Source organism: Arenimonas sp. (assembly GCF_035312645.1).
GTDB lineage: Bacteria > Pseudomonadota > Gammaproteobacteria > Xanthomonadales > Xanthomonadaceae > Arenimonas.
In genome coordinates this window covers 1-26,494 of sequence record NZ_DATGBO010000015.1, presented here as the reverse complement: position 1 = coordinate 26,494, position 26,494 = coordinate 1, and the positions used below count along the sequence as shown (strand labels likewise).

At 62.8% G+C, this 26,494-nt stretch carries 21 protein-coding genes and 1 tRNA gene; 13 read left to right on the top strand and 9 right to left on the bottom strand.

Annotated elements, in window-relative coordinates:
- Positions 1-266 precede the first annotated feature (266 nt).
- From acnA to VKM35_RS01260, 4 genes are all read right to left on the bottom strand, one after another.
- Positions 267-3,008 carry an aconitate hydratase AcnA gene (gene acnA, locus VKM35_RS01275; RefSeq protein ID WP_324317520.1) on the bottom strand — a complete coding sequence of 914 codons (2,742 nt, stop codon included), beginning with the start codon at positions 3,006-3,008 and terminating at the stop codon, positions 267-269.
- Positions 3,009-3,142: 134 nt separating this feature from the next.
- Positions 3,143-3,742: a high frequency lysogenization protein HflD gene (gene hflD / locus VKM35_RS01270; RefSeq protein ID WP_324317518.1), complete on the bottom strand. Its 600-nt coding sequence runs from the start codon at positions 3,740-3,742 to the stop codon at positions 3,143-3,145.
- Positions 3,739-4,977 (bottom strand): tRNA 2-thiouridine(34) synthase MnmA, encoded by a 1,239-nt coding sequence (mnmA, locus tag VKM35_RS01265; RefSeq protein ID WP_324317516.1) that lies wholly within the window; start codon positions 4,975-4,977, stop codon positions 3,739-3,741. The genes hflD and mnmA overlap by 4 nt, the downstream gene beginning before the upstream one ends.
- The gene (locus VKM35_RS01260) at positions 4,974-5,438 is read right to left on the bottom strand and encodes an NUDIX hydrolase (RefSeq protein WP_324317514.1); all 465 of its coding nucleotides are present in this window, start codon (positions 5,436-5,438) and stop codon (positions 4,974-4,976) included. The genes mnmA and VKM35_RS01260 overlap by 4 nt, the downstream gene beginning before the upstream one ends.
- A gap of 101 nt (positions 5,439-5,539) precedes the next feature.
- Between VKM35_RS01260 and clpS the strand changes: the two genes are divergently transcribed.
- Positions 5,540-5,866: an ATP-dependent Clp protease adapter ClpS gene (clpS, locus tag VKM35_RS01255; RefSeq protein WP_324317511.1), complete on the top strand. Its 327-nt coding sequence runs from the start codon at positions 5,540-5,542 to the stop codon at positions 5,864-5,866.
- Positions 5,867-5,921: 55 nt separating this feature from the next.
- The gene (gene clpA, locus VKM35_RS01250; protein ID WP_324317509.1) at positions 5,922-8,204 is read left to right on the top strand and encodes an ATP-dependent Clp protease ATP-binding subunit ClpA; all 2,283 of its coding nucleotides are present in this window, start codon (positions 5,922-5,924) and stop codon (positions 8,202-8,204) included.
- Positions 8,205-8,276: 72 nt separating this feature from the next.
- Here the strand turns inward: clpA and infA are convergent, their stop codons facing one another.
- From infA to trxB, 4 genes are all read right to left on the bottom strand, one after another.
- Positions 8,277-8,495, bottom strand: coding sequence for a translation initiation factor IF-1 (gene infA / locus VKM35_RS01245; protein ID WP_022968666.1), 219 nt, complete (start codon positions 8,493-8,495; stop codon positions 8,277-8,279).
- 90 nt (positions 8,496-8,585) lie between these two features.
- On the bottom strand, positions 8,586-9,320 hold the full coding sequence (aat, locus tag VKM35_RS01240) for a leucyl/phenylalanyl-tRNA--protein transferase (protein WP_324317506.1): 735 nt from the start codon (positions 9,318-9,320) through the stop codon (positions 8,586-8,588).
- Positions 9,286-10,434 (bottom strand): GNAT family N-acetyltransferase, encoded by a 1,149-nt coding sequence (locus VKM35_RS01235; RefSeq protein ID WP_324317504.1) that lies wholly within the window; start codon positions 10,432-10,434, stop codon positions 9,286-9,288. The genes aat and VKM35_RS01235 overlap by 35 nt, the downstream gene beginning before the upstream one ends.
- Before the next feature lie 167 nt (positions 10,435-10,601).
- The gene (gene trxB, locus VKM35_RS01230) at positions 10,602-11,555 is read right to left on the bottom strand and encodes a thioredoxin-disulfide reductase (protein ID WP_324317502.1); all 954 of its coding nucleotides are present in this window, start codon (positions 11,553-11,555) and stop codon (positions 10,602-10,604) included.
- A gap of 200 nt (positions 11,556-11,755) precedes the next feature.
- Between trxB and VKM35_RS01225 the strand changes: the two genes are divergently transcribed.
- The 10 genes from VKM35_RS01225 to VKM35_RS01180 all read left to right on the top strand — a co-directional run bounded on the left by VKM35_RS01225 (position 11,756) and on the right by VKM35_RS01180 (position 21,613).
- The gene (locus VKM35_RS01225; RefSeq protein WP_324317543.1) at positions 11,756-14,092 is read left to right on the top strand and encodes a DNA translocase FtsK; all 2,337 of its coding nucleotides are present in this window, start codon (positions 11,756-11,758) and stop codon (positions 14,090-14,092) included.
- A 146-nt stretch (positions 14,093-14,238) separates the two neighbouring features.
- On the top strand, positions 14,239-14,898 hold the full coding sequence (lolA, locus tag VKM35_RS01220; RefSeq protein ID WP_324317500.1) for an outer membrane lipoprotein chaperone LolA: 660 nt from the start codon (positions 14,239-14,241) through the stop codon (positions 14,896-14,898).
- Between the two features lie 202 nt (positions 14,899-15,100).
- Positions 15,101-16,378, top strand: coding sequence for a replication-associated recombination protein A (locus VKM35_RS01215; RefSeq protein ID WP_324317540.1), 1,278 nt, complete (start codon positions 15,101-15,103; stop codon positions 16,376-16,378).
- A gap of 30 nt (positions 16,379-16,408) precedes the next feature.
- On the top strand, positions 16,409-16,801 hold the full coding sequence (crcB, locus tag VKM35_RS01210; RefSeq protein ID WP_324317498.1) for a fluoride efflux transporter CrcB: 393 nt from the start codon (positions 16,409-16,411) through the stop codon (positions 16,799-16,801).
- A gap of 67 nt (positions 16,802-16,868) precedes the next feature.
- Positions 16,869-17,435 carry a hypothetical protein gene (locus VKM35_RS01205; protein WP_324317496.1) on the top strand — a complete coding sequence of 189 codons (567 nt, stop codon included), beginning with the start codon at positions 16,869-16,871 and terminating at the stop codon, positions 17,433-17,435.
- A gap of 127 nt (positions 17,436-17,562) precedes the next feature.
- Positions 17,563-18,843, top strand: coding sequence for a serine--tRNA ligase (serS, locus tag VKM35_RS01200; RefSeq protein WP_324317494.1), 1,281 nt, complete (start codon positions 17,563-17,565; stop codon positions 18,841-18,843).
- On the top strand, positions 18,840-19,787 hold the full coding sequence (locus VKM35_RS01195; RefSeq protein ID WP_414636525.1) for a LysR family transcriptional regulator: 948 nt from the start codon (positions 18,840-18,842) through the stop codon (positions 19,785-19,787). Before serS ends, VKM35_RS01195 begins: the two co-directional genes overlap by 4 nt.
- A 56-nt stretch (positions 19,788-19,843) precedes the next feature.
- Positions 19,844-20,317, top strand: a complete 474-nt coding sequence (locus VKM35_RS01190) for a YbjN domain-containing protein (protein WP_324317492.1) — start codon at positions 19,844-19,846, stop codon at positions 20,315-20,317.
- A gap of 362 nt (positions 20,318-20,679) precedes the next feature.
- Positions 20,680-20,769, top strand: a tRNA-Ser gene (locus VKM35_RS01185).
- Positions 20,770-20,974: 205 nt separating this feature from the next.
- Positions 20,975-21,613, top strand: a complete 639-nt coding sequence (locus VKM35_RS01180; protein WP_324317538.1) for a response regulator — start codon at positions 20,975-20,977, stop codon at positions 21,611-21,613.
- A gap of 280 nt (positions 21,614-21,893) precedes the next feature.
- Here VKM35_RS01180 and VKM35_RS01175 read toward each other — a convergent pair whose 3' ends face one another.
- Positions 21,894-25,109, bottom strand: coding sequence for an Rne/Rng family ribonuclease (locus VKM35_RS01175; RefSeq protein WP_324317490.1), 3,216 nt, complete (start codon positions 25,107-25,109; stop codon positions 21,894-21,896).
- 366 nt (positions 25,110-25,475) lie between these two features.
- Here VKM35_RS01175 and VKM35_RS01170 point away from each other — a divergent pair, with 366 nt between their 5' ends.
- Positions 25,476-26,432, top strand: coding sequence for an RluA family pseudouridine synthase (locus tag VKM35_RS01170; RefSeq protein WP_324317489.1), 957 nt, complete (start codon positions 25,476-25,478; stop codon positions 26,430-26,432).
- The last annotated feature ends 62 nt before the right edge of the window (positions 26,433-26,494 follow it).

The window sequence follows — 26,494 nt, the reverse complement described above, 5'->3', positions numbered from 1 at the left end:
TTTCCGCAATTGCAAAGAGTCGCGATTGCCATCGCTCCTACAAGGGCGACGGGCATGAAAAAGGCGGCCGAGGCCGCCTTTTCGTTTTCTGCCTGAAACCGATCAATCAGGCCGCTTTCTTGCCCGCCAACTGACGCAGCACGTAATGCAGGATGCCGCCGTGGTGGCTGAGGCGATGCGCTTGCGGGATGCGTTGAAGCGCATCCCGCGCATCGACTCAGGGGCGGGCGCTTGTCGCACGCCCGGGGCTTCCGCCCCTGAATTAATCAGGCCGCTTTCTTGCCCGCCAACTGACGCAGCACGTAATGCAGGATGCCGCCGTGGCGGAAGTATTCGACTTCCTTCGGCGTCAGCAGCAGTACCTGTGCCTGGAAGCGGATTTCGCCGCCGTCGGCTTTCTTCGCGATCACGTCGGCGACCTTGCCGGCGCCATCCTTCAGGCCGGTGATCGAGAACACTTCGTCACCTTTCAGACCCAGCGAGGCGGCGTTCTGACCGGCGAGGAATTGCAGCGGCAACACGCCCATGCCGACCAGGTTGGAGCGGTGGATGCGCTCGAAGCTTTCAGCGATCACGGCTTTGACGCCAAGCAGGTTGGTGCCCTTGGCTGCCCAGTCGCGCGACGAACCGGTGCCGTATTCCTTGCCGGCGATCACCACCAGCGGAACGCTTTCGGCCTTGTACTTCATCGCCGCGTCGTAGATCGCCAGCTTTTCGCCGTCAGGATAGTGCAGGGTGCTGCCGCCTTCTTCGCCGCCGAGCATCAGGTTCTTGATGCGGATGTTGGCGAAGGTGCCGCGCACCATCACGTCGTCGTTGCCGCGGCGCGAACCGTAGCTGTTGAAGTCGACCGGCTGCACACCGCGCGACTGCAGGTACTTGCCGGCCGGCGAGCTAGCCTTGATGTTGCCCGCGGGCGAGATGTGGTCGGTGGTGATCGAATCGCCGAACAGGCCGAGCAAACGCGCGCCATGGATGTCGTCGATCGTGCCGATCGTCATCTTCATGCCGTCGAAATACGGCGGGTTCTTGATGTAGGTCGAATCGGCGCCCCAGGCGTAGATCTCGCCCTCCGGTGAGGCGATCTGGTTCCAGCGCGAGTCGCCCTTGAACACGTCGGCATAGTTCTTGGTGAACATTTCCGGGCCGACCGTGCGCAGGATGAAATCGCTGATTTCCTTGTTGCTCGGCCAGATGTCCTTGAGATAGACCGGCTGACCATCGCTGCCGGTACCCAGCGACTCGCTCGAAAGATCGATGTCGACCGTGCCGGCGAGTGCGTACGCGACCACGAGCGGCGGCGAGGCGAGGTAGTTCATCTTCACTTCGGAATGCACGCGGCCTTCGAAATTGCGATTGCCAGACAGCACCGATGCGACCGCGAGGTCGTTGTCGGCGATGCCCTTGGACACTTCATCCGGCAGCGGGCCGGAGTTGCCGATGCAGGTCGTGCAGCCGTAGCCGACGACGTAGAAACCGAGCTTTTCGAGATCGGTGAGCACGCCGGCTTTCTTCAGGTAGTCGGTGACCACCAACGAGCCTGGGCCAAGCGAGGTTTTCACCCAAGGCGCGGACTTCAGGCCCTTGGCCACGGCGTTGCGGGCAAGCAGGCCGGCGGCCAGCATCACGGCCGGATTGGAGGTGTTGGTGCAGGACGTGATCGCAGCGATCACCACCGAGCCGTCGCCGAGTTCGGCGTCCTGGTCCTTGATGCGGATTTTCGACTTTGGTTTTGCGGCGAGGTGCTCGGCCTGATGCTGGTTGCCGCCTTCGCCGACGAAGTTGGCGACGTCGCCATTCTTGCTCTTGCGGCCACTGACCAGTCCGCCGAGATTGGCGTTGAAGTTGGCCTTCATGTCGGTCAGCAGCACGCGGTCCTGCGGACGCTTCGGGCCGGCGAGCGACGGTTTGACCTCGGCCATGTCCAGCGCCAGCACGGCGCTGTATTCGGCTTCAGCGTCGGTGCGCCACAGGCCCTGGGCCTTGGCATAGGCCTCGACCAGCGCGATGAGTTTTTCGTCGCGGCCCGACAGGCGCAGGTAGTTCAGCGCTTCGCCGTCGATCGGGAAGATGCCGCAGGTCGCACCATATTCGGGGGCCATGTTCGCGATCGTGGCGCGGTCGGCCAGCGGCAGGTGGTTGAGGCCGTCGCCGAAGAATTCGACGAACTTGCCGACCACGCCCTGCTTGCGCAGCATCTGCGTGACGGTCAGCACCAGATCGGTGGCGGTGGCGCCTTCTGGCAGCTTGCCGGTGAGCTTGAAGCCCACGACCTGCGGAATCAGCATCGAACTCGGCTGGCCGAGCATCGCGGCCTCGGCCTCGATGCCGCCGACGCCCCAGCCCAGCACGCCGATGCCGTTGATCATGGTGGTGTGCGAGTCGGTGCCGAACACGGTGTCCGGGAACGCGTACTGGACGCCGTCGATGCTGCGCTCAACCACGACGCGGGCGAGATTTTCCAGGTTGACCTGGTGGACGATGCCGGTATTGGGCGGCACGACCTTGAAATTGTTGAAGGCTTTCTGGCCCCAGCGCAGGAAGCTGTAGCGCTCACCGTTGCGGGAAAATTCGATCTGGCCGTTGAGGTCCAGCGACTCGGGTTTGCCGTAGGAATCGACCTGCACCGAGTGGTCGATCACCAGTTCCGAGGGGATCAGCGGGTTGATGTTGGAGGCCGAGCCGCCGAGCTTGACCACGGCATCGCGCATCGCGGCGAGGTCGACCACGCAGGGCACGCCGGTGAAATCCTGCAGCACCACGCGCGCCGGCATGAAGGCGATTTCGGTGTCCGGTTCTTTCTTCGCATCCCAGTTGGCGATCGCTTCGATCGACGCCTTGGTGACCGTGATGCCATCCTCATGACGCAGCAGGTTTTCCAGCAGGATCTTCATCGAAAACGGCAGGCGGGCCAGGTCGTAGCGTTGGCCGAGCTTGGCCAGGCTGAAGATGGTGTAGGACGTCCCGTTGACGCTGAGTTGGTCGCGGGTCGCGAAGGAGTCGCTCATTGGATGGCTCCTGAAAATTGGCTTGGACGAGGTGACGGAAGACACAGGACGGGTTAAGCACGTCCCAGCTGCATATTATGCCCCAGACAGCGGGCTTTTCGCAGCGATCTGACCGGATTTGCGCGCGAATCCGCTCAACCGAGCAGCTCGCGGGCGGTCTGCGTCATGGCCCGGCGCGAAAGCAGGAAATCCCAGTAACTGCCGCCGACCTGCCGCCAAAGCACCGCAGCGCGCAGCGCGGCGAGAAGGCTGGCGCGGACCTCACCGACGACATCGGGCTGACCGAGATAGACCGGATTGCCCTGCACCAGCACGCGTGCGCCCAGCGGGCTGATCTGCGCTGCATACAACTCGCCGAGCCGGCTCAGGATGGTTGGATGGGTCGGGCCAAGATCCTCGCGCTGGCGCTGGATGTCGGCGAGTGTTTTCTGCACGGCGGCGACGGCGGCGTCATTGCCGATGAAACGGCGTTCCAGGCTGAGCACGTTCATCGCCATGCGCGTCTGCGCGGTATCGCGATCGCCACCATCAAGCTGCGCGATCAGGCGGCGCAGGCCGGAGTCGAGTTCGCGCGGATTGCCGTATACCGCCTCGGCACTGTCGGCGTCGAAGCGGAACAGGCTGTCGATGCAGGCCGCCAGCGGCTGGGTCTCGGCCTGCCCGTTGTTGGCCATCTGTTGCACCAGCTTGATCGCCTGGAGCAGGGCGGCGAGGGCGATGACGCGGTCTTTCATGCGGCCTGGTTTCTCTGCTGTTGTTCGAGGCGGGCGTCGGTGTGGAGGATCACGGCGCCGCCGAGGCATTCGTCGTCACGATAGAACACCACCGACTGCCCTGGTGTGACGGCGCGCTGCGGGCGATCGAAACGCACCTGCGTGCTGCCGTCTTCGCGGACGCTCACCTGGCAGGCTTCGTCTCGCTGGCGGTAGCGGGTTTTGGCGGTGCAGGAAAAATTTTCCGCGGGTGGCTGGCCGGCCACCCAGTGCGCGGTTTCGCTGTGCAATTCGCGCGACAACAGCCACTCGCTCTCCATGCCTTGATCGACGAACAGGACGTTGCTCGCGACATCCTTGCCGACCACGAACCAGGGCGCAGCCGGCCGGCCTTTGATGCCGCCGATATGCAGCCCTTCGCGCTGGCCCAGGGTGTAGTAGAAAACGCCGCTGTGCTCGCCGACCTTGCTGCCATCGACGCTGCGGATCTCGCCGGTTTTGGCGGGAATGTACTGGCCGAGGAATTCGCGGAAATCGCGTTCGCCGATGAAACAGATGCCGGTGGAATCCTTTTTCTGCGCGGTCGGCAGTGCGGCCGCGGCGGCGAGGCGACGGACTTCGCTCTTGGGCAGGTGGCCGATCGGAAACAACGTCGCCGCGAGTTGTTCCTGACCGAGCTGGTGCAGGAAATAGGTCTGGTCCTTGTCGCCATCGGCGCCGCGCAGCAGTTGCCAGCGACCGTCGCGAAACGCGACTTGCGCGTAATGGCCGGTTGCGATTTTTTCCGCGCCCAGCGCGCGAGCTTCATCGAGGAAGGTCTTGAACTTGATCTCGCGATTGCACAGCACGTCGGGATTGGGCGTGCGGCCGGCGCGGTATTCGGAGAGGAAGTGTTCGAACACGCCCGACCAGTATTGTTTGGCGAAATTGCGCGCGAAGAACGGGATCTGCAGACGCCCGCAAACGCCGATCGCATCGCGACGGTCATCTTCGGCGCGGCAATCTCCCGCTTTCGATGAGCCGGTGTCCGCGACACTCGCGCTGTCCTGCGCATCGGTCGCTCGCGGCGTCCTGCCTCCCGCGACACTCGCGCTGTCCTGCGCATCGTCGTCCCAGTTCTGCATGAACAGGCCGGCGATCGATTCGCCCTGTTGCTTGAGCAGCAGCGCGGTCACCGAAGAGTCCACGCCGCCGGATACGCCGACGATGATGCGCGGCCCTGTTCCTGCGGGTGCTGCCAGCTCAGACGAGCTCATGGCAGGTGCGAGAGCGCATCCAGCGGGAAGCGCCGGCCGGAAAGAAAGTCCTCCGCGACCCGCCAGACCAACGGGCTGCGATGCCGCTCCGACGCGGCCGACAACTCGCCGGGCGTCATCCACAGCGCCTGCACGATGCCTTCGTCCAGCGCGCGATCGGCGTCATGGCGGATGGGCTCGGCGGAAAACGCCATGCGCAGATAATGTCGTCCGGTTTCGGGCGCCTTCCATTGATAGGCGCCGATGAAGGCCAGCAGACGGACATGCCAGCCGGTTTCCTCGAGTGTTTCGCGCAATGCCGCTTCCAGCAATGATTCGTCCGGTTCCAGATGCCCGGCAGGCTGGTTGAGCACGCGGCGACCCTGGACTTCCTCCTCGACCATCAACAGGCGGCCATCGCGGACCACGACGGTGGCGACGGTCACGTCGGGCTGCCAGAACTGTCTGTTCCGGTAACTCAAGGCTGTTGGCAGGGCTGGGTCATCGGGGAGATTGTCGGACGAAAGCGCCATCGGCGTCCACGCTTGCATCCGGACGCGGCGCCCCGATTTATACTCGGCCCATGGCCCACAACACTCCCCCCGAGCGCGAACACGAATTTGGCACGGTGGTCGAAACCGCCAAGCCCGAGCTCGTCCGCCCGCCCCAGTACCAGGTCGTGCTGTTGAACGACGACTTCACGCCGATGGATTTCGTTGTCGAGGTCCTGCAGGTGTTCTTCGCGCTAAACCGTGAAAAAGCCACCCAGGTCATGCTTCACGTCCATACTCGTGGCAAGGGCATTTGCGGCGTCTACACGCGGGAAGTGGCTGAATCGAAAGTGACCCAGGTCAACGAGTTCTCCCGCGTGCACCAGCATCCCCTGTTGTGCAGCATGGAAAAAGCCTAGGCTGGAAATCGCAAGCGCTGTCCCCATATTGGAGTGAACGTTTCCGGAGAGCCCCATGTTCAGCAAGGACCTCGAATACTCCATCGGCCAGTGCTACAAGCAGGCGCGCGAAGCCCGTCACGAGTTCATGACGGTCGAGCACCTGCTGTTGGCCCTGCTTGAAAATCCCGCCGCTGTCGCCGTGCTCAAGGCCTGCGGCTTCAACCACGGCAAACTCGCCGATGGTCTGCAGCAGGTGATCAACGACAGCGTGCCGGTACTGCCGGCCGATGACGCCCGCGACACCCAGCCCACCCTCGGCTTCCAGCGCGTGCTGCAGCGTGCGGTCTATCACGTGCAGTCGTCGGGCAAGAAGGAAGTCACCGGCGCCAATGTGCTGGTGGCGATTTTTGGCGAGAAGGACTCGCATGCCGTCTATCTGATGCAGCAGCAGGACATCACCCGCCTCGACGTCGTCAACTACATTTCCCATGGCATTGCCAAAGTCGGCGATGGTGGCGAGGAAAAAGCACAGAGCAATGAAACTCGCCAGGACGGCGAGGCTGGCGACGAGCCCAAGGGCAACCCGCTGCAGGAGTTCGCCAGCAACCTCAACGAACTCGCGCGCGAAGGCCGGATCGATCCGCTGATCGGTCGCGAGGACGAAGTCGAGCGCACCATCCAGGTGCTCTGTCGCCGACGCAAGAACAACCCGCTGTTCGTCGGTGAATCCGGTGTCGGCAAGACCGCGCTGGCCGAAGGCCTGGCCTGGCGCATCGTCGAGGGCATGGTGCCCGAGGTGCTCAAGGACGCGATCATCTATTCGCTCGACCTCGGTGCGCTGGTCGCCGGCACGAAATATCGTGGCGATTTCGAAAAGCGTCTCAAGGCTGTGCTCGCGCAGATGAAGAAAGAGCCGCGCGCGATCCTGTTTATCGACGAGATCCACACGATCATCGGTGCCGGCTCCGCAAGCGGCGGCACGATGGATGCCTCCAACCTGATCAAGCCGGTGTTGCAGAATGGCGAGCTGCGCTGCATCGGTTCGACCACGTTCCAGGAATACCGCGGCGTGTTCGAGAAAGATCGCGCGCTTGCGCGTCGTTTCCAGAAGATCGACGTGGTTGAACCTTCGATCAGCGAAGCCGTGGCGATCCTGCACGGCCTGAAGTCGCGCTTCGAAGCGCATCACGAAGTCGAATACACCTCGGATGCGATCCAGGCGGCGGTCGATCTCTCGGTCAAGCACATCGGCGACCGTCTGTTGCCCGACAAGGCGATCGATGTCATCGACGAAGCCGGCGCACGCCAGCGTCTGCGCATCGACAGCGAGCGCAAGCGCGTGATCGATGTCGAGGAAGTCGAGTTGATCGTCGCCAAAATGGCGCGCATCCCGACCAAGCAGGTCAGCGCCTCTGACAAGGACGTGCTGCGCAACCTCGAGCGCAACCTCAAGATGGTGATCTTCGGCCAGGATCCGGCGATCGAAACACTGGTGTCGTCGATCAAGCTGGCGCGTTCGGGGCTGTCCAGCCCGGACAAGCCGATCGGCAATTTCCTGTTCGCGGGCCCGACCGGCGTTGGCAAGACCGAGGTTACGCGGCAACTGGCGATGCAACTGGGTATCGAGCTGGTGCGCTTCGACATGTCCGAATACATGGAATCGCATTCGGTCAGTCGCCTGATCGGTGCGCCCCCGGGTTACGTCGGTTTCGACCAGGGCGGCCTTCTGACCGAGAAGATCGTCAAGACGCCGCATTGCGTGCTGTTGCTCGACGAAATCGAGAAAGCGCATCCAGATGTGTTCAACATCCTGCTGCAGATCATGGACCGCGGCATCCTCACCGATACCAATGGTCGCGAGGCCAATTTCCGCAACGTCGTGCTGGTGATGACCACCAATGCCGGCGCGCAGCAGGCGGCGCGCCGCACCATGGGTTTTGTCGAACAGAACCATTCGACCGATGCAATGGAAGTGATCCGCAAAGGCTTCACGCCGGAGTTCCGCAATCGCCTGGACGCGATCATCCAATTCCAGGGCTTGGGCTTCGAACACATCCTGCGCGTGGTCGACAAGTTCCTGATTGAGCTCGAGGCGCAGTTGCACGACAAGCACGTCAGCCTGTCGGCGTCGCCGGAAGCCCGGCAGTGGCTGGCCGAACATGGTTTCGATCCGCTGATGGGCGCGCGTCCGATGGCGCGTCTGTTGCAGGACAAGATCAAACGCCCGCTCGCGGACGAATTGCTGTTCGGCAAGCTGATCAATGGCGGTCGCGTCAGCGTCGACGTGCGTGATGGCGAGCTGGTCGTGGACTCGCAGGCCGAACCGGAAAAGTTGCTGCCGGCGACGGTCGAATAATCCTGCGCAGCGTCGCGATGGGCAAACAAAAAACGGCGGCCCTGAGGCCGCCGTTTTCAATTCTGATGCCGCTTATTTCATTCGGTAGGTGATCCGACCCTTGGTGAGGTCGTAAGGCGTCATTTCCACCTTGACCTTGTCACCCGTCAGGATGCGGATGTAGTTCTTGCGCATACGGCCCGAAATATGGGCAGTGATGACATGGCCGTTCTCGAGCTTCACGCGGAACACGGTGTTCGGCAGCGTTTCGAGGATCGTGCCTTCGAATTCGATGGAATCGTCTTTGGACATGCGTCGCTTTAAGGATGGGCTTGCGCCACGAAAGTCGCGAATGATGCCACGTCCCGAGCCCACAAGCAAAAAATCTTTCAATCCAAAGGCTTAGAAGAGCTCGCTGGCAGCCATCGCGCCAACGCGTTCGCTCCATGAGCCGGCCGGGGCAGGTTCGTTCGCCAACCTCCCGACCTCGGACACGAAGCTTGCCCGCGGCATCAACCGGCTGCCCAGCGAGCGTGTATGCGCATTTTCTACCTGGGCATCGATCCACGGCCAACCCCAGCCGCACAGCAGTTTCGCCAATCCCGCCAACGCTATTTTCGAGCCGCCGGATTCGCTGCTGAACATGCTTTCGCCGAAAAACATCCGGCCGATCGCCAGCCCGTAGATGCCACCGACCAGGCGGTCGCCGGCGAATACCTCGATGCTGTGGGCATGGCCCAGCCGGTGCATTTCGCGATAGGCCGCGAACATGTCGTCGGTGATCCAGGTGCCGTCCTGGCCGGGGCGTGGCGTGTCCGCGCAGGCAGCGATCACTTCCGCAAACGCTGTGTCGGCACGCAAGGTCCAGTCGCAATGACGCATCTGCCGGCGAAATTTCGACGACAGATGTACGCCATCCGTGGCGAAGACATTGCGCGGATCCGGTGACCACCACAGGATCGGCTGGCCTTCGGAATACCAAGGGAAAATGCCGTGCCGATAGGCGTTGAGAAGACGCGCCGGACTGAGGTCGCCGCCAGTGGCAAGCAACCCGTCTGGCTCGACCAATGCGCGTTCCGTCGCCGGAAAAGGCGAGTCCGGATCAGCGCTTAGCAGGGGTATCGGCGATCGCGGCACGGAAGGGGCTGTGTTCGAGGACGACCTCACGATAACGCAGACTCGCGGCCCGTTCTTCGTCGCACCAGGGGCGCAGCGCCTCAGAGAATTGTCCGTCGGCGACGAAGTGGCGGCTGTGGGTGAGTACCGGCATGAAGCCGCGGGCGATCTTGTGCTCGCCCTGCGCGCCGGGCTCGAACACGCGCAGGCCTTCGCGCAGACAATAGTCGATGCCCTGGTAGTAGCAGGTCTCGAAATGCAGGCCGGGCAGAGTTTCCGACGCGCCCCAATAGCGCCCGTAAAGGGTATCGCCACCGCGAAGGCAGAGCGCGCCAGCGATCGTCTGCGCATCGCGCTGCGCCAGGATCAGCAACAATTGCCTTGGCATCGTCCGGGCGAGATGCCGGAAAAAGTCCAGGCTCAGCGCCGGATGATTGCCTTTTTCGCTCTGGGTCATGCAGTAGAACGCGTGCATGTCGATGAGGTCATCGTCGCGGGCTTCGTCGCCATGGACGATACGGAAGCTGATGCCGGCACGCCGTACCTGTTCGCGTTCGGCGCGCAGGTTCTTGCGCTTCTTGCTGATGAAGGCCGCGAGGAAATCGTCGAAATCGCGCCAACCCGCTTCGTTGCGCCAATGGAATTGAACGTCGCTGCGTTCGAGCCAATCCTTGTCGAACACGCCGAGTTCGCCCGCAGGCAGAAAATTAGCGTGCAGCGATGACCAGCGTTGCTGGCGCATGTGTTCCTGCATCGCGAGCAAGAGACCTCGTCGGGCGTTCGCATCGCGCGCAAGAAGACGCGGCCCGGTCACGGGCGAGTAGGGCGCGGCGATCAGCCATTTCGGGTAGTAGTCGATGCCGTAGCGTGCATAGGCATGCGCCCAGGCGTGGTCGAAGACGAATTCGCCGTGCGAGTTGAATTTCAGATAGCCCGGCGCGGCCGCGACGAGTTCATCGCCTTCATACAATGCCGCGTGTTGCGGCTGCCAGCCCCACTGTTCGCGCAGGCACTGGTGTCGTTCCAGCCCATCGAGGAAGGCATGACTGATGAAAGGGTTGCTGCCGTCGTGCAGCGAATCCCACGCGCTGGCGGGGATTTCGTCGAGAGAATCGTACAGGCGCAGAGCTGGCATCAGGGCAGATTAGCGCAGGCTCAGGAGTGCGCGGTGTTGCTGGCGTTGAAATGCCGAACTCATGATGTCGCGAGCAACCGTCCATGGTGTTTGGCGCCGGCCCAGGCATCCCTGCCTGGGCGTTCGCAGCCGCACGAACTGCCATTCATGGCAGTTCGTCAGCGCGGCTACTCACCCTTGTCGAGGAATTTCTCGGCGTCCAGTGCTGCCATGCAGCCGAAACCGGCAGAGGTAATCGCTTGGCGGTACACCTGGTCGGCGACATCGCCGGCGGCGAACACGCCAGGAACGCTGGTGGCGGTGGCGCCGCCATCGGTGCCCGACTTGATCTGCAGGTAGCCGTTTTTCATTTCGAGCTGGCCTTCGAACAGCGAGGTGTTCGGCGTGTGGCCGATCGCGACGAAGAAACCCTGCAAGGCGATTTCGCGGGTGGTGTCGTTGCTGACGTGGCGGATGCGCATGCCGGTGACGCCGGAATCATCGCCCAGCACTTCGTCGACGCCGTGATCCCAGATCAGTTCGATCTTGCCGGCCTGGGCCTTGGCAAACAATTTGTCCTGCAAAATTTTCTCCGCGCGCAACTTGTCGCGACGATGCACGAGGTAGACCTTCTTGGCGATGTTGGCCAGATACAGCGCTTCCTCGACCGCGGTATTGCCGCCGCCGATCACCGCCACTTCCTGGTCGCGGAAGAAGAAACCGTCGCAGGTCGCGCAGGCCGACACACCCTTGCCCATGAATTTCTGTTCGGATTCGATGCCCAGGTATTTCGCGCTGGCGCCGGTCGCGATGACCAGCGCATCGGCGGTGTACTCGCCGCTATCGCCGGTGAGATGGAAAGGGCGGCGCGACAGGTCGGCGGAATGGATGTGATCGAAGATGATCTCGGTCTCGAAGCGCTCGGCGTGCGCCTGCATGCGCGTCATCAGGTCCGGGCCCATCAGGCCGTGGGCATCGCCCGGCCAGTTGTCGACCTCGGTCGTGGTCATCAGCTGGCCGCCCTGCTGCAGGCCCGTGATCATCACCGGCTTGAGATTGGCGCGCGCGGCATAAACCGCAGCGGTATAGCCGGCCGGGCCGGAACCGAGGATCAGGAGATGGCAATGCTTGGGAGCGGTCATGGGTGGCCGGGAAAGAATGAAGAGGAGGACATCGCGCGAATGCCACGATGGACACCGCAAGCTTGGGGTTGGCGACCCGCTAAATCAAGGCAGGAAATCCCGCAGCGTCTATGCTAAGCGCCGCGCCGGGATGGGAAGTGGTGCGGGTTTTACGGTATAACTTCGCCCTGTAAACAAGCGGCTATGCCCATTACCTGAGGCTGATTCTTACGGTGGCTCGATCTCCCGATAAAACCGCGGTCGTCGGTGACGAGCGCCGTCAGAAACTCTGGCGCGAGCTGGCCCTGGTGGCCACCGCGCCATTGCTGCTTTATCTGCTGGCGAGCTTGGCCAGTTATTCGCCCGATGATCCGGGCTGGTCGCGCACCGGCAGCATCGTCGGCGCCCGTCACAACATCGGTGGCCTGGCAGGCGCCTATATCGCCGATCTCGGTTTCTGGTTTTTCGGCTACGTCGCCTACACGCTGCCCGTCGTGCTTGGCGGCATCGCCTGGATAGCGCTGTTCGGCCTCGATTCGGATGGCGACGGCCGCGTCGATTTTGGCCCCGCGCTGCGTCTGATCGGCATCGTCGGTTTCCTCGTCAGTGCCACCGGCCTGCTGCATCTGATCGGCGGTGCGGCGCCGAACCTTCCCGCCGAATCCGGCGGCATTCTCGGCCAGGTCGGCGGCCGTTCGATGTACAGCGTGTTCGGCGGCATGGGCGGCAACCTGTTCCTGTTCGCCGTGCTGATGATGTCGGTGACCTTGGCGACGGGCCTGAGCTGGTTCGCGCTGATGGATTGGTTGGGCGGCCTGGTGCTGAAAGGCGTCGCGCGTTTTTCCGAGAAAAAACAGGAAGCTGCCGAGTGGCAGCGTACGCGTGCGTTGCGCGAAGAGCGCGAGGAAGTGCGCAAGGTCGACACGGTCAAGCGCGCCAAGCGCGAGCCGGTGCATATCGAACCGCCGGCGAAATCGGTGATCGAAAAAAGCGAACGCGCGCAGCGCGAGCAGCAGATCCCGCTGTTCAATGTTGGCGGCGACGATTCGCTGCCACCGTTGTCGTTGCTCGACGATCCCAAGCCGCAGCCCAAGGGCTATTCCGAGGAAACCCTGGAAACCCTGTCGCGCCAGATCGAATTCAAGCTCAAGGATTTCCGCATCGAAGTGCAGGTCGTTGGCGCCTATCCGGGCCCGGTGATCACGCGTTTCGAAATGGATCCGGCGCCCGGCGTCAAAGGCAGTCAGGTCAATTCGCTGGACAAGGACATCGCCCGCGGCCTGTCGGTGAAATCGGTGCGCGTGGTCGACGTCATTCCGGGCAAGTCGGTCATCGGCCTGGAAATCCCCAACGTCAATCGCGAGATGATCTATCTCAGCGAGTTGCTGCGTTCGAAGGAATACGACAAGTCGGCGAGCCCGTTGACGATCGCGCTGGGCAAGGACATCGGCGGCCGCCCGATCGTCGCCGACCTCGCGCGCATGCCGCATCTTCTCGTTGCCGGCACCACCGGTTCGGGCAAGTCGGTGGGCGTCAACGCGATGGTGCTTAGCTTGCTGTACAAGGCCAGCGCGAAAGACGTGCGCATGCTGATGATCGACCCGAAAATGCTCGAGCTTTCGGTCTATCAAGGCATTCCGCACCTGCTGGCGCCGGTGGTCACCGACATGAGGGAGGCCGCGAACGGCCTGCGCTGGTGCGTCGCGGAAATGGAGCGGCGCTACAAGGTGATGTCGGCGGTGGGCGTGCGTAACCTCGCGGGCTTCAATCGCAAGGTCAAGGATGCCCAGGACGCCGGCCAGCCCTTGATGGACCCGCTGTTCCGACCGAATCCCGACCTCGGCGAAGCGCCGCGTCCGCTGGAGGAATTGCCGTACATCGTTGTCTTCATCGACGAATTCGCCGACATGATGATGATCGTCGGCAAGAAGGTCGAAGAACTCATCGCGCGTCTCGCGCAGAAGGCGCGTGCCGCTGGCATCCACCTGATCTTGGCGACGCAGCGGCCATCCGTCGACGTCATCACCGGTTTGATCAAGGCCAATATTCCGACGCGCATCGCCTTCCAGGTATCGAGCAAGATCGATTCGCGCACGATTCTCGACCAGTCCGGTGCCGAGACACTGCTTGGCCACGGCGACATGCTGTATCTGCCGCCCGGTACGGCGATGCCCGAGCGCGTGCACGGCGCCTTCGTTTCCGATGAAGAAGTGCATCGTGTGGTCGAGCATCTCAAGCAGCACGGCGGCGGCACCGACTATGTCACCGGTGTGCTCGACGAGGTGCAGACGATGGGCGACGGCGTGGTCGTCGGCGCGACCGGGCTGCCGGAGTCGGGCGGTGGTGGTGGCGACGAATCCGATCCGCTGTACGACGAAGCGGTGAAGATCGTTACCGAAACCCGCCGCGCTTCGATCTCCGGCGTGCAACGCCGACTCAAGATCGGCTACAACCGCGCCGCCCGCCTGATCGAGGCGATGGAAGCCGCCGGCGTGGTTACGCCACCCGAACACAACGGCGACCGCAGTGTGCTGGCGCCACCGCCGCCGCGCAATTGATGGATGCTGCTGTCGTAGGAGCCAGCTTGCTGGCGACAGGTCTCGCGCAAACAGATAGCTTGCCAGCAAGCTGACTCCTGCACGGTAACGGTTTTCGTTCAGGCGGCTTTCGGCACTCTCTGCGCAACAACTCCATCGGGCATCGAATGAATATCGCGATCAAATCCCTGTTGTGGCTCTCGCTGCTGTCGGTCGCTGCCATCGCGCACGCCCCCGGCCGCGAACAGCTCACTGCTTTCACGAAGAACCTCAAGGGCCTCGACGCCGCGTTCGAGCAACACGTCTACGATTCCAACGGCCACGAAACCCAGAAGAGCACGGGCACGGTCAAGCTCTCCGCGCCACGGCTGTTTCGCTGGGAAGTGACCAAGCCCGACCGCCAGCTGATCGTCGCCGATGGTGACCACATCTGGATTTTCGATCCTGATCTCGAACAGGTGACGGTGCGCAAACAGAGTTTCGAGGAGCAGGGCAGCCCGCTGACGGTGCTCATCGATCCGACCGAGCTCGACCGTCAGTTCAAGACAGGCGAGGGCGGTCGCGCAGGTGGGTTGGAATGGCTGATCCTCACGCCGAAAAAAGCAGACGATGCGCCGTTCCAGCAGGCGAAACTGGGATTCGGACCCAAGGGTCTGGTGCGCATGGAGTTCAACGATGCCCTGGGCCAGCGCACGGTGATCGGTTTCTCGAACTGGCGCCGCAATCCCGCTTTCGCAGCGGGCACGTTCAAGTTCACGCCACCGAAAGGCGCGGATGTGGTCGGCGACATGGACGATGGCGCGGAAGTCACACCGCTGAAGGAATAACCGACAGCGCAGGAGCGGTCATGACCACGATTATTTCTTGCCGAAACTTGAGGCAATCGCAGTCGTGCCCGCTCCCACGGGAAGCAATCGCGGTCACGCCTGTGCACACGGCAGCGGCTAGAATGCCCAGGTGCGAAAATCCCGGCCCGCCAGCGAATCCCTGTTCCAGCCGCCTGCGGCGCTGAAGCCGCTTGCCGAGCGCATGCGTCCGGCGACGCTGGACGAAATGGTCGGCCAGCGCCGACTGCTTGCACCGGGCTCGGCGCTGCGGCGTGCAGTCGAGTCCGGGCATGTGCATTCGATGATCCTCTGGGGGCCGCCCGGCTGCGGCAAGACCACGCTGGCGCTGTTGCTCGCGAAATATTCAGAAGCCGAATTCCGGGCGATTTCGGCAGTTCTCTCAGGGCTTCCGGAAGTGCGCCTGGTGCTTGCCGAAGCGGAGGGTCGCTTCAACGAAGGTCGTCGCACCGTTCTCTTCGTCGACGAAGTGCACCGCTTCAACAAGGCGCAGCAGGATGCCTTCCTGCCGCATATCGAGCGCGGCTCCATCCTCTTCGTCGGCGCCACCACCGAGAACCCGAGTTTCGAACTCAACTCCGCGCTGCTTTCGCGCTGCCGCGTGCACGTGCTTGAAGCGGCTTCCGTCGAAGACATCGTCGAAGCGCTGAAGCGTGCGCTTGCCGATCCGGAGCGCGGATTGGGCGAGCAGAATCTGCGAATCTCCGAAGAAAACCTGCGCCTGATCGCGCAGGCCGCCGACGGCGATGTCCGCCGCGGACTGGCGTTGCTGGAAATCGCCGCGGAGTTGGCGGTCGACGAAGACAACGAAATCACCGCGACGACGCTCACGCAGGTGCTGGCTGATCGCACGCGCCGCTTCGACAAGCAGGGTGAACAGTTCTACGATCAGATCTCGGCGTTGCATAAATCCGTGCGCAACTCCAATCCCGACGCCGCGCTTTACTGGTTCGCGCGCATGCTCGATGGCGGCTGCGATCCGATCTATCTCGCACGGCGCCTGACGCGCATGGCGGTCGAGGATGTCGGCCTGGCAGATCCGCGTGCGCAGCAGATGGCGATCGAGGCCTGGGATGCGTATGACCGCCTCGGTAGCCCGGAGGGCGATTTGGCGTTGGCGCAACTGGTGATCTATCTGGCGAGTTGCGCGAAATCGAATGCGGCTTATGCGGCATTCAACGCCGCGAAGAGCGACGTCCGCGAATTCGGCACGCAGGACGTGCCGATGCATTTCCGCAATGCACCGACCAAGTTGATGAAGGAACTCGGCTACGGCAGCGGCTACCAGTACGACCACGACAGTCCCGACGGAATCGCGCTCGACCAGACCGGCTTCCCGGACGCGATGGGTGAGCGCACGTATTACCAGCCGATCGAGCGCGGACTCGAGATCAAGCTCAAGGAAAAACTCGACAAACTGCGCAGTGCGCGGATCGCCGCGCGGGCGCAGAAAAAATCGTAGGCAGCTTTCCGAAAGCCAGGAGCCGAATTCATGAATCTGTGGTGGCAGCAATTTTTTCTGGTGATGGCTGGCGGATCGCTGGGTGCGGCGGGACGCTTCCTGATTGGCGGCTGGATGACGCGGCACGTCGGCAATGGCTTCCCCTGGGGCACGCTGGCTGCCAATTTCATCGGTGCATTTGTCGCCGGTTTCCTGTTGATCTGGCTGGAAGGCCGTGGCCCGAATGGGTTGCTTTGGCGCGCTTTCCTGATGGTCGGATTGCTGGGCGGGCTGACGACGTTTTCCGCGCTGATGCTGGAAGCGCTGATCTCAGCACGCAGTTCGCATTTCGATGTGATGCTGAGCTACCTGGGCGTGTCGCTGTTCGGTGGGCTCGGCCTGGTCTGGCTTGGAGCGCGGCTGGGCGAATTCCTGCGCGGCTGACGTCATTGCTTGCGCGTGGTGGCGCCTCGGCTTAGCCTCCATCCACCACTCGGGGAGGAGGCGGCAAATGCGTGTATTGATCGCGGGACTGTTGGGCGGCATCGTGTTTTTCATGTGGGGCGCCGTGGCGCACATGGTCCTGCCGATCGGGCAGATGGGCATGAAGGAACCGACCGATCAGAAAGCGACGCTCGCAGCGATCGCGCCCTCGACCTCCGGTGCGGGTGTTTACATGTATCCGAGCCTGCCGCCGGAAAAAATGAACGACAAAGCGGCTGTCGCTGCTTTTGCGGCAGAGAACAAAGGCAGCCCGTTCGCATTCGTGATCTACGCGCCTGAAGGCAATTCGGCGACCGCGGACATGTCGCCGAATCTGATCAAGCAGATCGCGGGCGACACATTCTCGGCGCTGATCGTGGCTTTCGTGCTCACACTCGCTGCGTTCGGCTTCGGCAAGCGCGTGCTGATCGCGGCGGTGCTGGGCCTGTTTTCCTGGCTGACGGTCAGCGTGCCCTACTGGAACTGGTATCTGTTTCCGCTCGATTTCACCTTGGGCAATCTGCTTGAACAGGTGGTTGGCTGGGCGATCTCCGGCGTCGTGATGGCGTGGTGGCTGGGACGAAAAGGCGGCTGAAGCCGGAACCCGTCGAAACCGCAGCCTCCACGGTGTGCTCCGGGCGACAAATGCCCGAATATTCGTTGCGATAACAGCCGGGACGCGGCGATAATTCCACGTCCCGTTTCATTTCTGGAATGCCCGAATGCTAGACCCCGTCCTCTTGCGTGCCCATCTGGCCGAGACCGCCGCCCGTTTGAAAGCCAGTCGCGGTTTCGATCTCGATGTCGTGGCGTTGGAAAGACTGGAGTCCGAACGCAAGCAGCTTCAGGCGCGCACGCAGGAATTGCAGAACCTGCGCAACACGCACTCCAAGGCGATCGGCCAGGCCAAGGCCAAGGGCGAAGATGTCGCCGCGCTGATGGCGGAGGTGGCCGGGCTCGCCGATGAATTGAAGACATCGGAAATTCGGCTCGAAGTGCTGCGCGGTGAACTCGACGCGATCGCGCTGGGCATTCCGAACATTCCGCACGAATCGGTGCCGGTCGGCCGCGACGAGCATGACAACAAGGAATTGAAAAAGGTCGGCACGCCGCGCGTGTTCGATTTCGAGGTCAAGGATCATGTCGCGCTTGGCGAGCACCAGGGTTGGTTGGATGCCGAAGCCGGCGCCAAGCTTTCCGGTTCGCGCTTCACCGTCATTCGCGGCCAACTGGCACGACTGCATCGCGCGCTCGCTCAGTTCATGCTCGATCTGCATACCGGCGAACACGGTTACACCGAGGTCAATACACCGCTGCTGGTCAACGCCGAAAGCATGACGGGCACGGGTCAGCTGCCGAAGTTCGAGGAAGATCTTTTCAGCACGACGGTCGGTGAGACGAAGCGCTATCTGATTCCGACATCGGAGGTGTCGCTGACCAATCTCGTCCGCGACGAAATCGTCGACGACGCGCACATGCCGATGCTGCTTACCGCACACACGCCCTGCTTCCGCGCCGAAGCTGGCAGTTACGGCAAGGATGTGCGTGGCCTGATCCGCCAGCACCAGTTCGAGAAAGTCGAGTTGGTAGCGATCGCCCGCCCGGACGAGAGTTACCAAGTGCACGAGAACATGACGCGGCACGCCGAAACCGTGCTGGAAAAACTCGGCCTGCCATACCGTCGCCTGCTGTTGTGCACCGGCGACATGGGCTTTGGCGCGACCAAGACGCATGACCTGGAAGTGTGGCTGCCGGGTCAGAACAGTTACCGCGAAATCAGCTCGATCTCCAACTGCGAAGCATTCCAGGCGCGACGCATGCAGGCGCGCTGGCGCAATCCGACGACCGGCAAACCCGAACCGGTGCATACGCTCAACGGTTCCGGTGTCGCGGTGGGGCGTGCTTTGGTCGCGGTGATGGAGAATTACCAGAACGCCGACGGCTCGATCACCGTGCCGGACGTGTTGCGTCCCTACATGGGTGGCCTGGACCGGATCGCATGAAAACGCCCGATCTCAATGATCTGCAGTTTTTCGCCGTCGTCGTCGAACATGGCGGCTACGCAGCGGCGGAACGCGCGTTGGGCATTCCGAAATCGCGCTTGAGCCGGCGCATCACCCAACTCGAAACCGACCTCGGCGTGCGCCTGCTGCAGCGTTCGACGCGGCGCTTCGCCGTCACCGATGTCGGCCAGAGCGTCTATCGCCACGCGCAGAGCATGTTGTCGGAAGCGCAGGCGGCACGCGAGGCGGTCGATCGCGTCAGCGCCGAGCCGCGCGGCATGATCAAGGTCAGCTGTCCGGTGGCCCTCTCGCAGGAAACCCTGGCGCAGATGCTGCCGGAATTTCTGCGTCTGTTTCCGCAGGTGCGCCTGCAGTTGCATGTCAGCAACCGGCGCGTGGACGTGATCCAGGAAGGTTTTGACGTCGCACTGCGTGTGCGCACGCAACTGCTGGATGACGGCGAGCTGGTGATGCGTCGCTTCGGCGACATCCACGAGATGCTCGTTGCCAGCCCCGCCTATCTGGACCGCGTCGGCCGCCCGCAATCGCCGACCGATCTCGCGGTACACAGCACCTTGTCGATGAGCGACGACGAAGCGCGGCAGCGCTGGTCGCTGCACGGGCCGAACGGCGAGATTGAGCGCGTGGATATCCAGCCCAACCTGATGGCGCACGATTTTCCGCTGCTGATGGCGGCGGCGCGCGATGGTCTCGGTATTGCGTTGCTGCCCGAGATGACTTGCGCCGATGCCGTGCGGCGCGGCGAACTCGAGCCGGTGATGCGCGAATGGCATCTGCCGATGGGCATTTGCCACGCGGTGTTCCCGTCCCGCCGCGGCCTGCTGCCGGCCGTACGCGTATTCATCGATTTCCTCGCCGAGCGCCTGCCGGGTGTGATCGAGGCGAATCGCCTGAAGTGTTCGGATTTCAAATCGAAGAAATAGTGGCATGCTTGTCGCCGTGGCATCCCTTTCCTGAAATCAGATCGAGGTCGCAGCCCATGTCCCGTTTTCTTTCGATAGCACTGGTTTCCTTCGCAGCTCTGGCAACGGCGGCACCGGCCGTCGCGCGTCCGATCACCAACGGCATCTCCGGCGAGGAGATGGTCAAGATCCTTCAGGAGGCCGGTTATCGCGCGACGCTGAGCAAGGATGACGAAGGCGACCCGCTGATCAAGAGTGCAGTGGCCGGCAAGGATTTCAACGTCGTCATGTACGGGTGTGAAAACGGGCGCTGCAAATCCTTCCAGTTCCTGGCCGGTTTCGATCTCGACAAGGGCAGCACGGCGGAAGTGATGAACGACTGGAACCGAAATCGTCGTTTCGCGTCGGCCTATCTTGATGACGAGAACGACCCGTTCCTGCAGATGGATCTCGACGTGGAAAAGGGCTCGAGCACCGAGCAGGTCGCGATGTATCTCGAAACCTGGGAAACGGTGGTCGGGCTGTTTTCGAGCAAGATCGGCTTCAAGTAAGGGCTGAGGGGAGGGCTCCGATCGCTGGCGCGTTCCTGCTGATTTGCGATAATTCACGGATCGTTTGCCAGGGCGTTGAATTGCCGACGCAAAACAACGGAGAGATGGCCGAGTGGTTTATAAGGCAGCAGTCTTGAGTGAATCGTCTGGAACGATTCACGACGGCCGCAGGCCGGCCCCGCAGGGGCGCAGGGCAGGAAGCCCGGCGCAAAACTGCCGACGCAAAACAACGGAGAGATGGCCGAGTGGTTTAAGGCAGCAGTCTTGAGTGAATCGTCTGGAACGATTCACGACGGCCGCAGGCCGGCCCCGCAAGGGCGCAGGGCAGGAAGCCCGGCGCAAAACTGCCGACGCAAAACAACGGAGAGATGGCCGAGTGGTTTAAGGCAGCAGTCTTGAAAACTGCCGTGGTAGTAATACCACCGTGGGTTCGAATCCCACTCTCTCCGCCAATGATTCCCCGCCGGAAAGCAATCAGGAGCCCTTCTTCGGAAGGGCTCTTTTTTTGCGTCCTATCCCATCGATTGCAGGCCTGCCCTCATCCCGATGTTGCGGAGCAATTCGGGAAACTCCTACCCTAGATTGCGAAAGTTCACCTTGCCGTTTCCTGACACTGGCCTTTAGTCTCGCCTTCAGGGGAAGCCATATAGGGAATGTCTGATGATCAAGGTCTTTTTGCTTGATGACCACGCCTTGGTGCGGACTGGCTACCGCCTGATCCTGCAGCAGGAGATGGATATCGAGGTCGTTGGCGAAGCGGGCAGCGGCGAAGAAGGCCTGCCGATGATCCGCAAGCTGCGGCCGGACGTCGTGATCTGCGATCTGCACATGCCAGGCGTCAGTGGACTGGATGTCACCGAACGCCTGGTCCGCGGCGGGATCGCCAAAGTGGTTATCGTGTCGGTGCAGGAAGACGGCCCCATGCCCAAGCGCCTGCTCGATGCCGGCGCCCATGCCTATCTTGGCAAAGGCTGCGACGCGAGCGAGCTGGTCCGGGCCATCCGGGAAACGGCGCGGGGCCGGCGTTACCTGAGTACCGAGATCGCGCAGAAACTGGCGCTTTGCGGGCCTGCGGCTTCGCCTTTCGATCTGTTGTCGCCGCGCGAGCTGGAGATATCGATGCTGTTCTGCCAGGGCATGCGCGCCGAGGACATCGCGCGTCGCCTCAGCCTGAGCGGCAAAACGGTGGCTACACACAAATACCGTTTGTTCGAGAAGCTCGGCATCAAGGACACGGTGGCATTGGCGCGGATGGCGACGCAGCACGGCGTCACCGATCCGGCCTATTCGGTTTGAATGCCTTTTGGGCGCGGCCTGGGCACGGTGATTGTCTCGCCCATCCGAACTTTCTGGGTTGCGGATTCTGGTGACGACCCAAGCACCGGACACGCTCGTCGCGCTGCGGCACTGCATTCCAAGCAGTTCAGTTCAAGATGTGGATAGTCGGATACTGATCAAACAAGCCTGCTTGGCGAAATCTGATCAAAAAGGCCTGAGCAAAAAGAAAGGCACCCAAGGGTGCCTTTCTTGTTCCTGCGGTACTCGTGCGCATGATGAGCCGCCGAGCTCGCCTGGGTTACCTCGAGGACGCGTCGTGCTCGTCCTTGGCGCTATCCTCGCTCGGCGGCGACATTGCGGCGGGCTCGTCATCCAGCGGTGAAACCGCTTCCGTTGCCGGTGTGGTCTCCACTTTGACCGTGATCGCTACCGGCGCCGGGGCGCTGGCTTGAGCCGGTGCCGGCGTGGGGACGCTGGCTTGCGCGATCGGATGGTTCCATCGGTCCTCAGGGGAAGCCATTGGCGCGACCGGTTTCACTACGTCGACGCTCGTCGGAGTTGCCATTACCGGTTTCGGCTGTATCGGCGTGACCGGCGTAGCGATGATCGTTGCCGAGGTCGCCGGGGCAACAGCGAGGGTCGGAGCGACCGTCAGCGGTGCAGCCGACGTGGTAATTGGAGCTGCGACAGGCGCTGCGATATCCGCGACTCGCACGGGTTCGATCGGGGTCGGCAGCGAAACCGGCGTCGCGACGGAGATCGGCGCGGGGACGGGAGTCTCGGCAACGACCTCACGTTCGATCTTCGCTTCCACAACAGGCGGGGCGGCGACGGGTGCCGCCACTGGCGCGACGGCGGCAGGTACCGCAATCACGGGGGCGGACTCATGCACGACAACCGGAGTCGCCACTGCGATCGGCGTCGGCGCGGTCGGCATCGGCAGATCGGGGCCGAGATCATCGAAATCCGATTCCGACGCCGTCACCGGCAGGCTGGAAACGAACGTTGGTGCCTGACGTTCAGCGCGGGCGGGATGCATCTGCGAGCCCTGATCATCGCCTTCGTCATGCTCGTCGCCGGGCTCTTCCTCGTCGAAATCGATTTCGGACTGCGAATGCGGCGTGGCATTCGGATCATTGGCGGCGCCACCTTCCTGGCGACGACGGCGACGGCCGCCGCGGCGACCACGACGGCGACGCGCACCTTCAGCGCCGGCGGCTTCGCCGCCATCGGCTGCCGGCGTGGTGCCGGCATTCGCTTGCGTGTTCGCATCGCCGGCGACTGCAGGCGCAGTTGCGGCTTCATCGATCGGCGCAGCAATCGTTTCGCCGGCACCGGGTTCACCCTGGCGGCCGGCATCACGCGCGGCACGACGTTCGGCTTCGCGCTTGATGTTTTCCTGACGCTGCTGTTCGCGGCGCTCGGCTTCCTTGCGTTGCTGCTCTTCGCGACGCTGTTGCTGCTCGATCTTGCGCTGTTCGTCGAGACGGATCTGCTCTTCGCTGCGCTCGGGCTTCGGGCCCTGCGGCTTGTTCTGGTTCGGGTTCTGATTCTGATTCTGATTCTGGCCTTGGCCCTGCTGCCTGCCGCCCTGTCCGGGTTGATTGCCCTGCTTGGGCTGCTGGTTTTGTTGCGGACGATTGCCGCCAGCCTGCGGGCCACGACCACCCGGATTCTGGCCGCGATCACGTGCCGGACGCTCGCCGCGTTCGCGGCGCGGCTCGTTGCGACCGCCACTGCGTTCGCCACGATCATTGCGCGCCGGCGGCGCCGACGCAGCGGTGCTTTCGCCGCCGAAGAAAGCCTTCATGCGTGCGAACAGTCCGGGTTTCGCGGCGGCTGCGGTAACGACGGCGACAGCAGGGGCTGCCACGACCGGCGACAAGTCCTCGCGGACCTCGCGCGTCGGTGCCGGCTGGGTCGGACGTACATGTGTCACGGCCGGCATGTCCGGCACGTTGAGGTGCGCCTTGGTCAAAGAATGCGTTTCCAGCTTGCGCGGTGTGGTGCGGTGATAGCTGGGCTTGGTGGTTTCTTCACCGAGGTCGCCTTCGCGGATGCGCGAGACGTTGAAGTGCGGTGTTTCCAACTGCTCGTCGGCGACGATGATGATCGGCGCTTCATGGCGCTGCTCGATCTCGAGCAGGGCGCGGCGTTTTTCGTTGAGCAGATAGTTGGCGATTTCCGACGGGGCCTGCACCAGCACCTGTCCGGTGTTTTCTTTCATCGCATGCTCTTCGGCCAGGCGCAGGATCGACAGCGACAGCGACTCGACGCTGCGCATGCGGCCGTGGCCGTCGCAACGCGGGCAGATGATCTGGCTCGATTCGCCGAGGCTGGGACGCAGACGCTGACGCGACATCTCCAGCAGGCCGAAACGCGAGATCTTGCCGATCTGCACGCGGGCGCGATCATGGCGCAAGGCCTGCTGCAGGCGATCCTCGACCTGGCGCTGGTGCTTGCCCGAACCCATGTCGATGAAATCGATGACGACCAGGCCGCCGAGATCGCGCAGACGCATCTGGCGGGCCACTTCTTCGGCCGCTTCGAGGTTGGTGTTGAACGCGGTCTCTTCGATGTCGCTGCCCTTGGTGGCGCGCGAGGAGTTGACGTCGATTGCGGTCAGCGCTTCGGTCTGGTCGACGACGATCGAGCCGCCGGACGGCAAGCGAACCTGGCGTTCGTACGCGCCCTCGATCTGCGACTCGATCTGGAAGCGATTGAACAGCGGGATATCGTCGGTGTAGTGCTTGAGCTTGCGCAGGTTCTGCGGCATCACCGACTGCATGAAGTCTTTGGCTTCTTCGTACATCTGCGGCGTGTCGACCAGGATCTCGCCGACGTCGGCACGCAGGTAGTCGCGCAGGGCGCGGATGATCAGACGCGATTCCTGGTAGATCAGAAACGAGGCCGGCTTGCCCAGCGCGGCGTCGGTGATCGATTTCCAGACCTGAAGGAGGTAGTCCAGATCCCATTGCAGCTCTTCGGCATCGCGGCCGACGCCAGCGGTGCGGATGATCACGCCCATGTCTTCGGGAATGGTCAGCGCGTCCATGGCTTCTTTCAGGGCCTGGCGGTCGTCGCCCTCGATGCGGCGCGAGACGCCGCCGGCAGTCGGCGAGTTCGGCATCAGCACCATGTAGCGGCCGGCCAGCGAGATGAACGTGGTCAGGGCCGCGCCCTTGTTGCCGCGTTCTTCCTTGTCGACCTGGACAACGACTTCCTGGCCTTCGCGCAGGATTTCCTTGAGACCGGCCTTGTCGGGGTTCACGCCCGGGATGAAGTAGTCCCGGGAGATTTCCTTGAGCGGCAGGAAGCCGTGGCGTTCGCCGCCGTATTCGACGAAGGCGGCTTCAAGGGAGGGTTCGAGCCGGACGATGCGGCCCTTGTAGATGTTCGACTTCTTCTGTTCTTTCGACGGCTGTTCGATGTCGATGTCGTACAGGTTCTGGCCATCCACGATGGCAACACGCAGCTCTTCAGCCTGCGTGGCATTGATCAGCATCCGCTTCATTGTCAGTGTCCTCACGCGCTCAACCGCGAGGAACGCCGGGGTCCGCGCCCATCTAACTCGACTCGAAGCGCAGGCGCATTCGAGTCGCGGCAGGAACTTCCAGCGCTACAAAAACCGAAGGCGTACCCACGGGAGCGCTTTATCATTTGTTTCGTTAGGGGTCCCGGACGACGCCGAGCGTCTTCCGGATCTTCCCGAACCTCAGGTCCGGGGCGATATCCGTCCGCCTTCGAGACCGGCTAACATGGTCACCCCCGGGGGGTGTGGTAGCGGCCTGTCGGGATTCACTTACCAGAGGCTTTCGGCCCACTCGCCAGTGAAATCAGGACGTTATCTCGCGTAATTATTGTATCAGATAGGGCGGTCATGGCGGCAAATGAAGTCTCAGGCGGCGTGAAACAGGTGCGCGTGCCGGAGGATCGGGATGGCCAGCGTCTGGACAATTTTCTGCTCGGCCAGCTCAAAGGCGCGCCCCGTAGCCTTATCTACAAGCTGGTACGCAGCGGCCAGGTCCGTATCAATGGCAAGCGTGCCAAGCCGGACTCCCGCGTCTCGGGCGGAGACGAGATCCGGATTCCGCCGGTCAGGCTGGAGGCCCCTGGCGAAGTCCGCACCCCGCCCAAGTCCATGCTCGATCGCCTCGCCGCCAGCATCGTGTTCGAGGACAAGGCGCTTTTCGCGCTGAACAAGCCCAGCGGCATCGCTGTCCACGGCGGCAGTGGCCTGAGCTTCGGGGTGATCGAGGCGCTGCGCGCCCTGCGTCCCGACGAGACCATGGAGCTGGTGCATCGGCTCGATCGCGACACCTCGGGCGTGCTCGTCATCGCCAAGAAGCGCGCCGCCTTGCTGGAATTGCAGGCATTGCTGCGCGAGGGCGACGACGAGGAGGCGCCGAACAAGCGCTACCTCACCTTGCTGGTCGGCAAGATGCCGCAGGGCACGATGACCGTCGAGGCGCCGCTGATGAAATCGGTGTTGCAGGGCGGCGAGCGCATGGTGCGCGTCGATCCGGCCGGCAAGGCCTCGGTCAGCCATTTCAAACTGCTCGAGCGTCGCGCCGGCCACAGCTTTTGCGAGGTCCGGATCGAGACCGGCCGCACGCACCAGATCCGAGTCCATGCCGCCCATTTGGGACATCCCGTCGCTGGCGACGAAAAATATGGCGATCGCGAAGCCAACAAGCGTCTCGCCGAACAGGCCGGGCTCAAACGTCTTTTCCTGCACGCGGCATCGATGGAGTTCGCGCTCGAGGGCGGCGCCAAACCTTATGTGATCAACGCGCCGCTGGCGGATGATTTGAAGGCAGTGCTGGATCGGCTGTGACGGTCGTCGTGCGTGCGGCGCACGCTAAGCGATATTCCTCGATCTTTGCGGGCATCGAAACG

Bases quoted from the DNA above. Each gene is read 5' to 3' on its own strand.
- acnA (WP_324317520.1), bottom strand. From the start codon at position 3,008: ATGAGCGACTCCTTCGCGACCCGCGACCAACTCAGCGTCAACGGGACG.
- hflD (WP_324317518.1), bottom strand. From the start codon at position 3,742: ATGAAAGACCGCGTCATCGCCCTCGCCGCCCTGCTCCAGGCGATCAAG.
- mnmA (WP_324317516.1), bottom strand. From the start codon at position 4,977: ATGAGCTCGTCTGAGCTGGCAGCACCCGCAGGAACAGGGCCGCGCATC.
- clpS (WP_324317511.1), top strand. From the start codon at position 5,540: ATGGCCCACAACACTCCCCCCGAGCGCGAACACGAATTTGGCACGGTG.
- clpA (WP_324317509.1), top strand. From the start codon at position 5,922: ATGTTCAGCAAGGACCTCGAATACTCCATCGGCCAGTGCTACAAGCAG.
- infA (WP_022968666.1), bottom strand. From the start codon at position 8,495: ATGTCCAAAGACGATTCCATCGAATTCGAAGGCACGATCCTCGAAACG.
- VKM35_RS01235 (WP_324317504.1), bottom strand. From the start codon at position 10,434: ATGCCAGCTCTGCGCCTGTACGATTCTCTCGACGAAATCCCCGCCAGC.
- trxB (WP_324317502.1), bottom strand. From the start codon at position 11,555: ATGACCGCTCCCAAGCATTGCCATCTCCTGATCCTCGGTTCCGGCCCG.
- lolA (WP_324317500.1), top strand. From the start codon at position 14,239: ATGAATATCGCGATCAAATCCCTGTTGTGGCTCTCGCTGCTGTCGGTC.
- VKM35_RS01215 (WP_324317540.1), top strand. From the start codon at position 15,101: ATGCGTCCGGCGACGCTGGACGAAATGGTCGGCCAGCGCCGACTGCTT.
- crcB (WP_324317498.1), top strand. From the start codon at position 16,409: ATGAATCTGTGGTGGCAGCAATTTTTTCTGGTGATGGCTGGCGGATCG.
- VKM35_RS01205 (WP_324317496.1), top strand. From the start codon at position 16,869: ATGCGTGTATTGATCGCGGGACTGTTGGGCGGCATCGTGTTTTTCATG.
- serS (WP_324317494.1), top strand. From the start codon at position 17,563: ATGCTAGACCCCGTCCTCTTGCGTGCCCATCTGGCCGAGACCGCCGCC.
- VKM35_RS01195 (WP_414636525.1), top strand. From the start codon at position 18,840: ATGAAAACGCCCGATCTCAATGATCTGCAGTTTTTCGCCGTCGTCGTC.
- VKM35_RS01190 (WP_324317492.1), top strand. From the start codon at position 19,844: ATGTCCCGTTTTCTTTCGATAGCACTGGTTTCCTTCGCAGCTCTGGCA.
- VKM35_RS01175 (WP_324317490.1), bottom strand. From the start codon at position 25,109: ATGAAGCGGATGCTGATCAATGCCACGCAGGCTGAAGAGCTGCGTGTT.
- VKM35_RS01170 (WP_324317489.1), top strand. From the start codon at position 25,476: ATGGCGGCAAATGAAGTCTCAGGCGGCGTGAAACAGGTGCGCGTGCCG.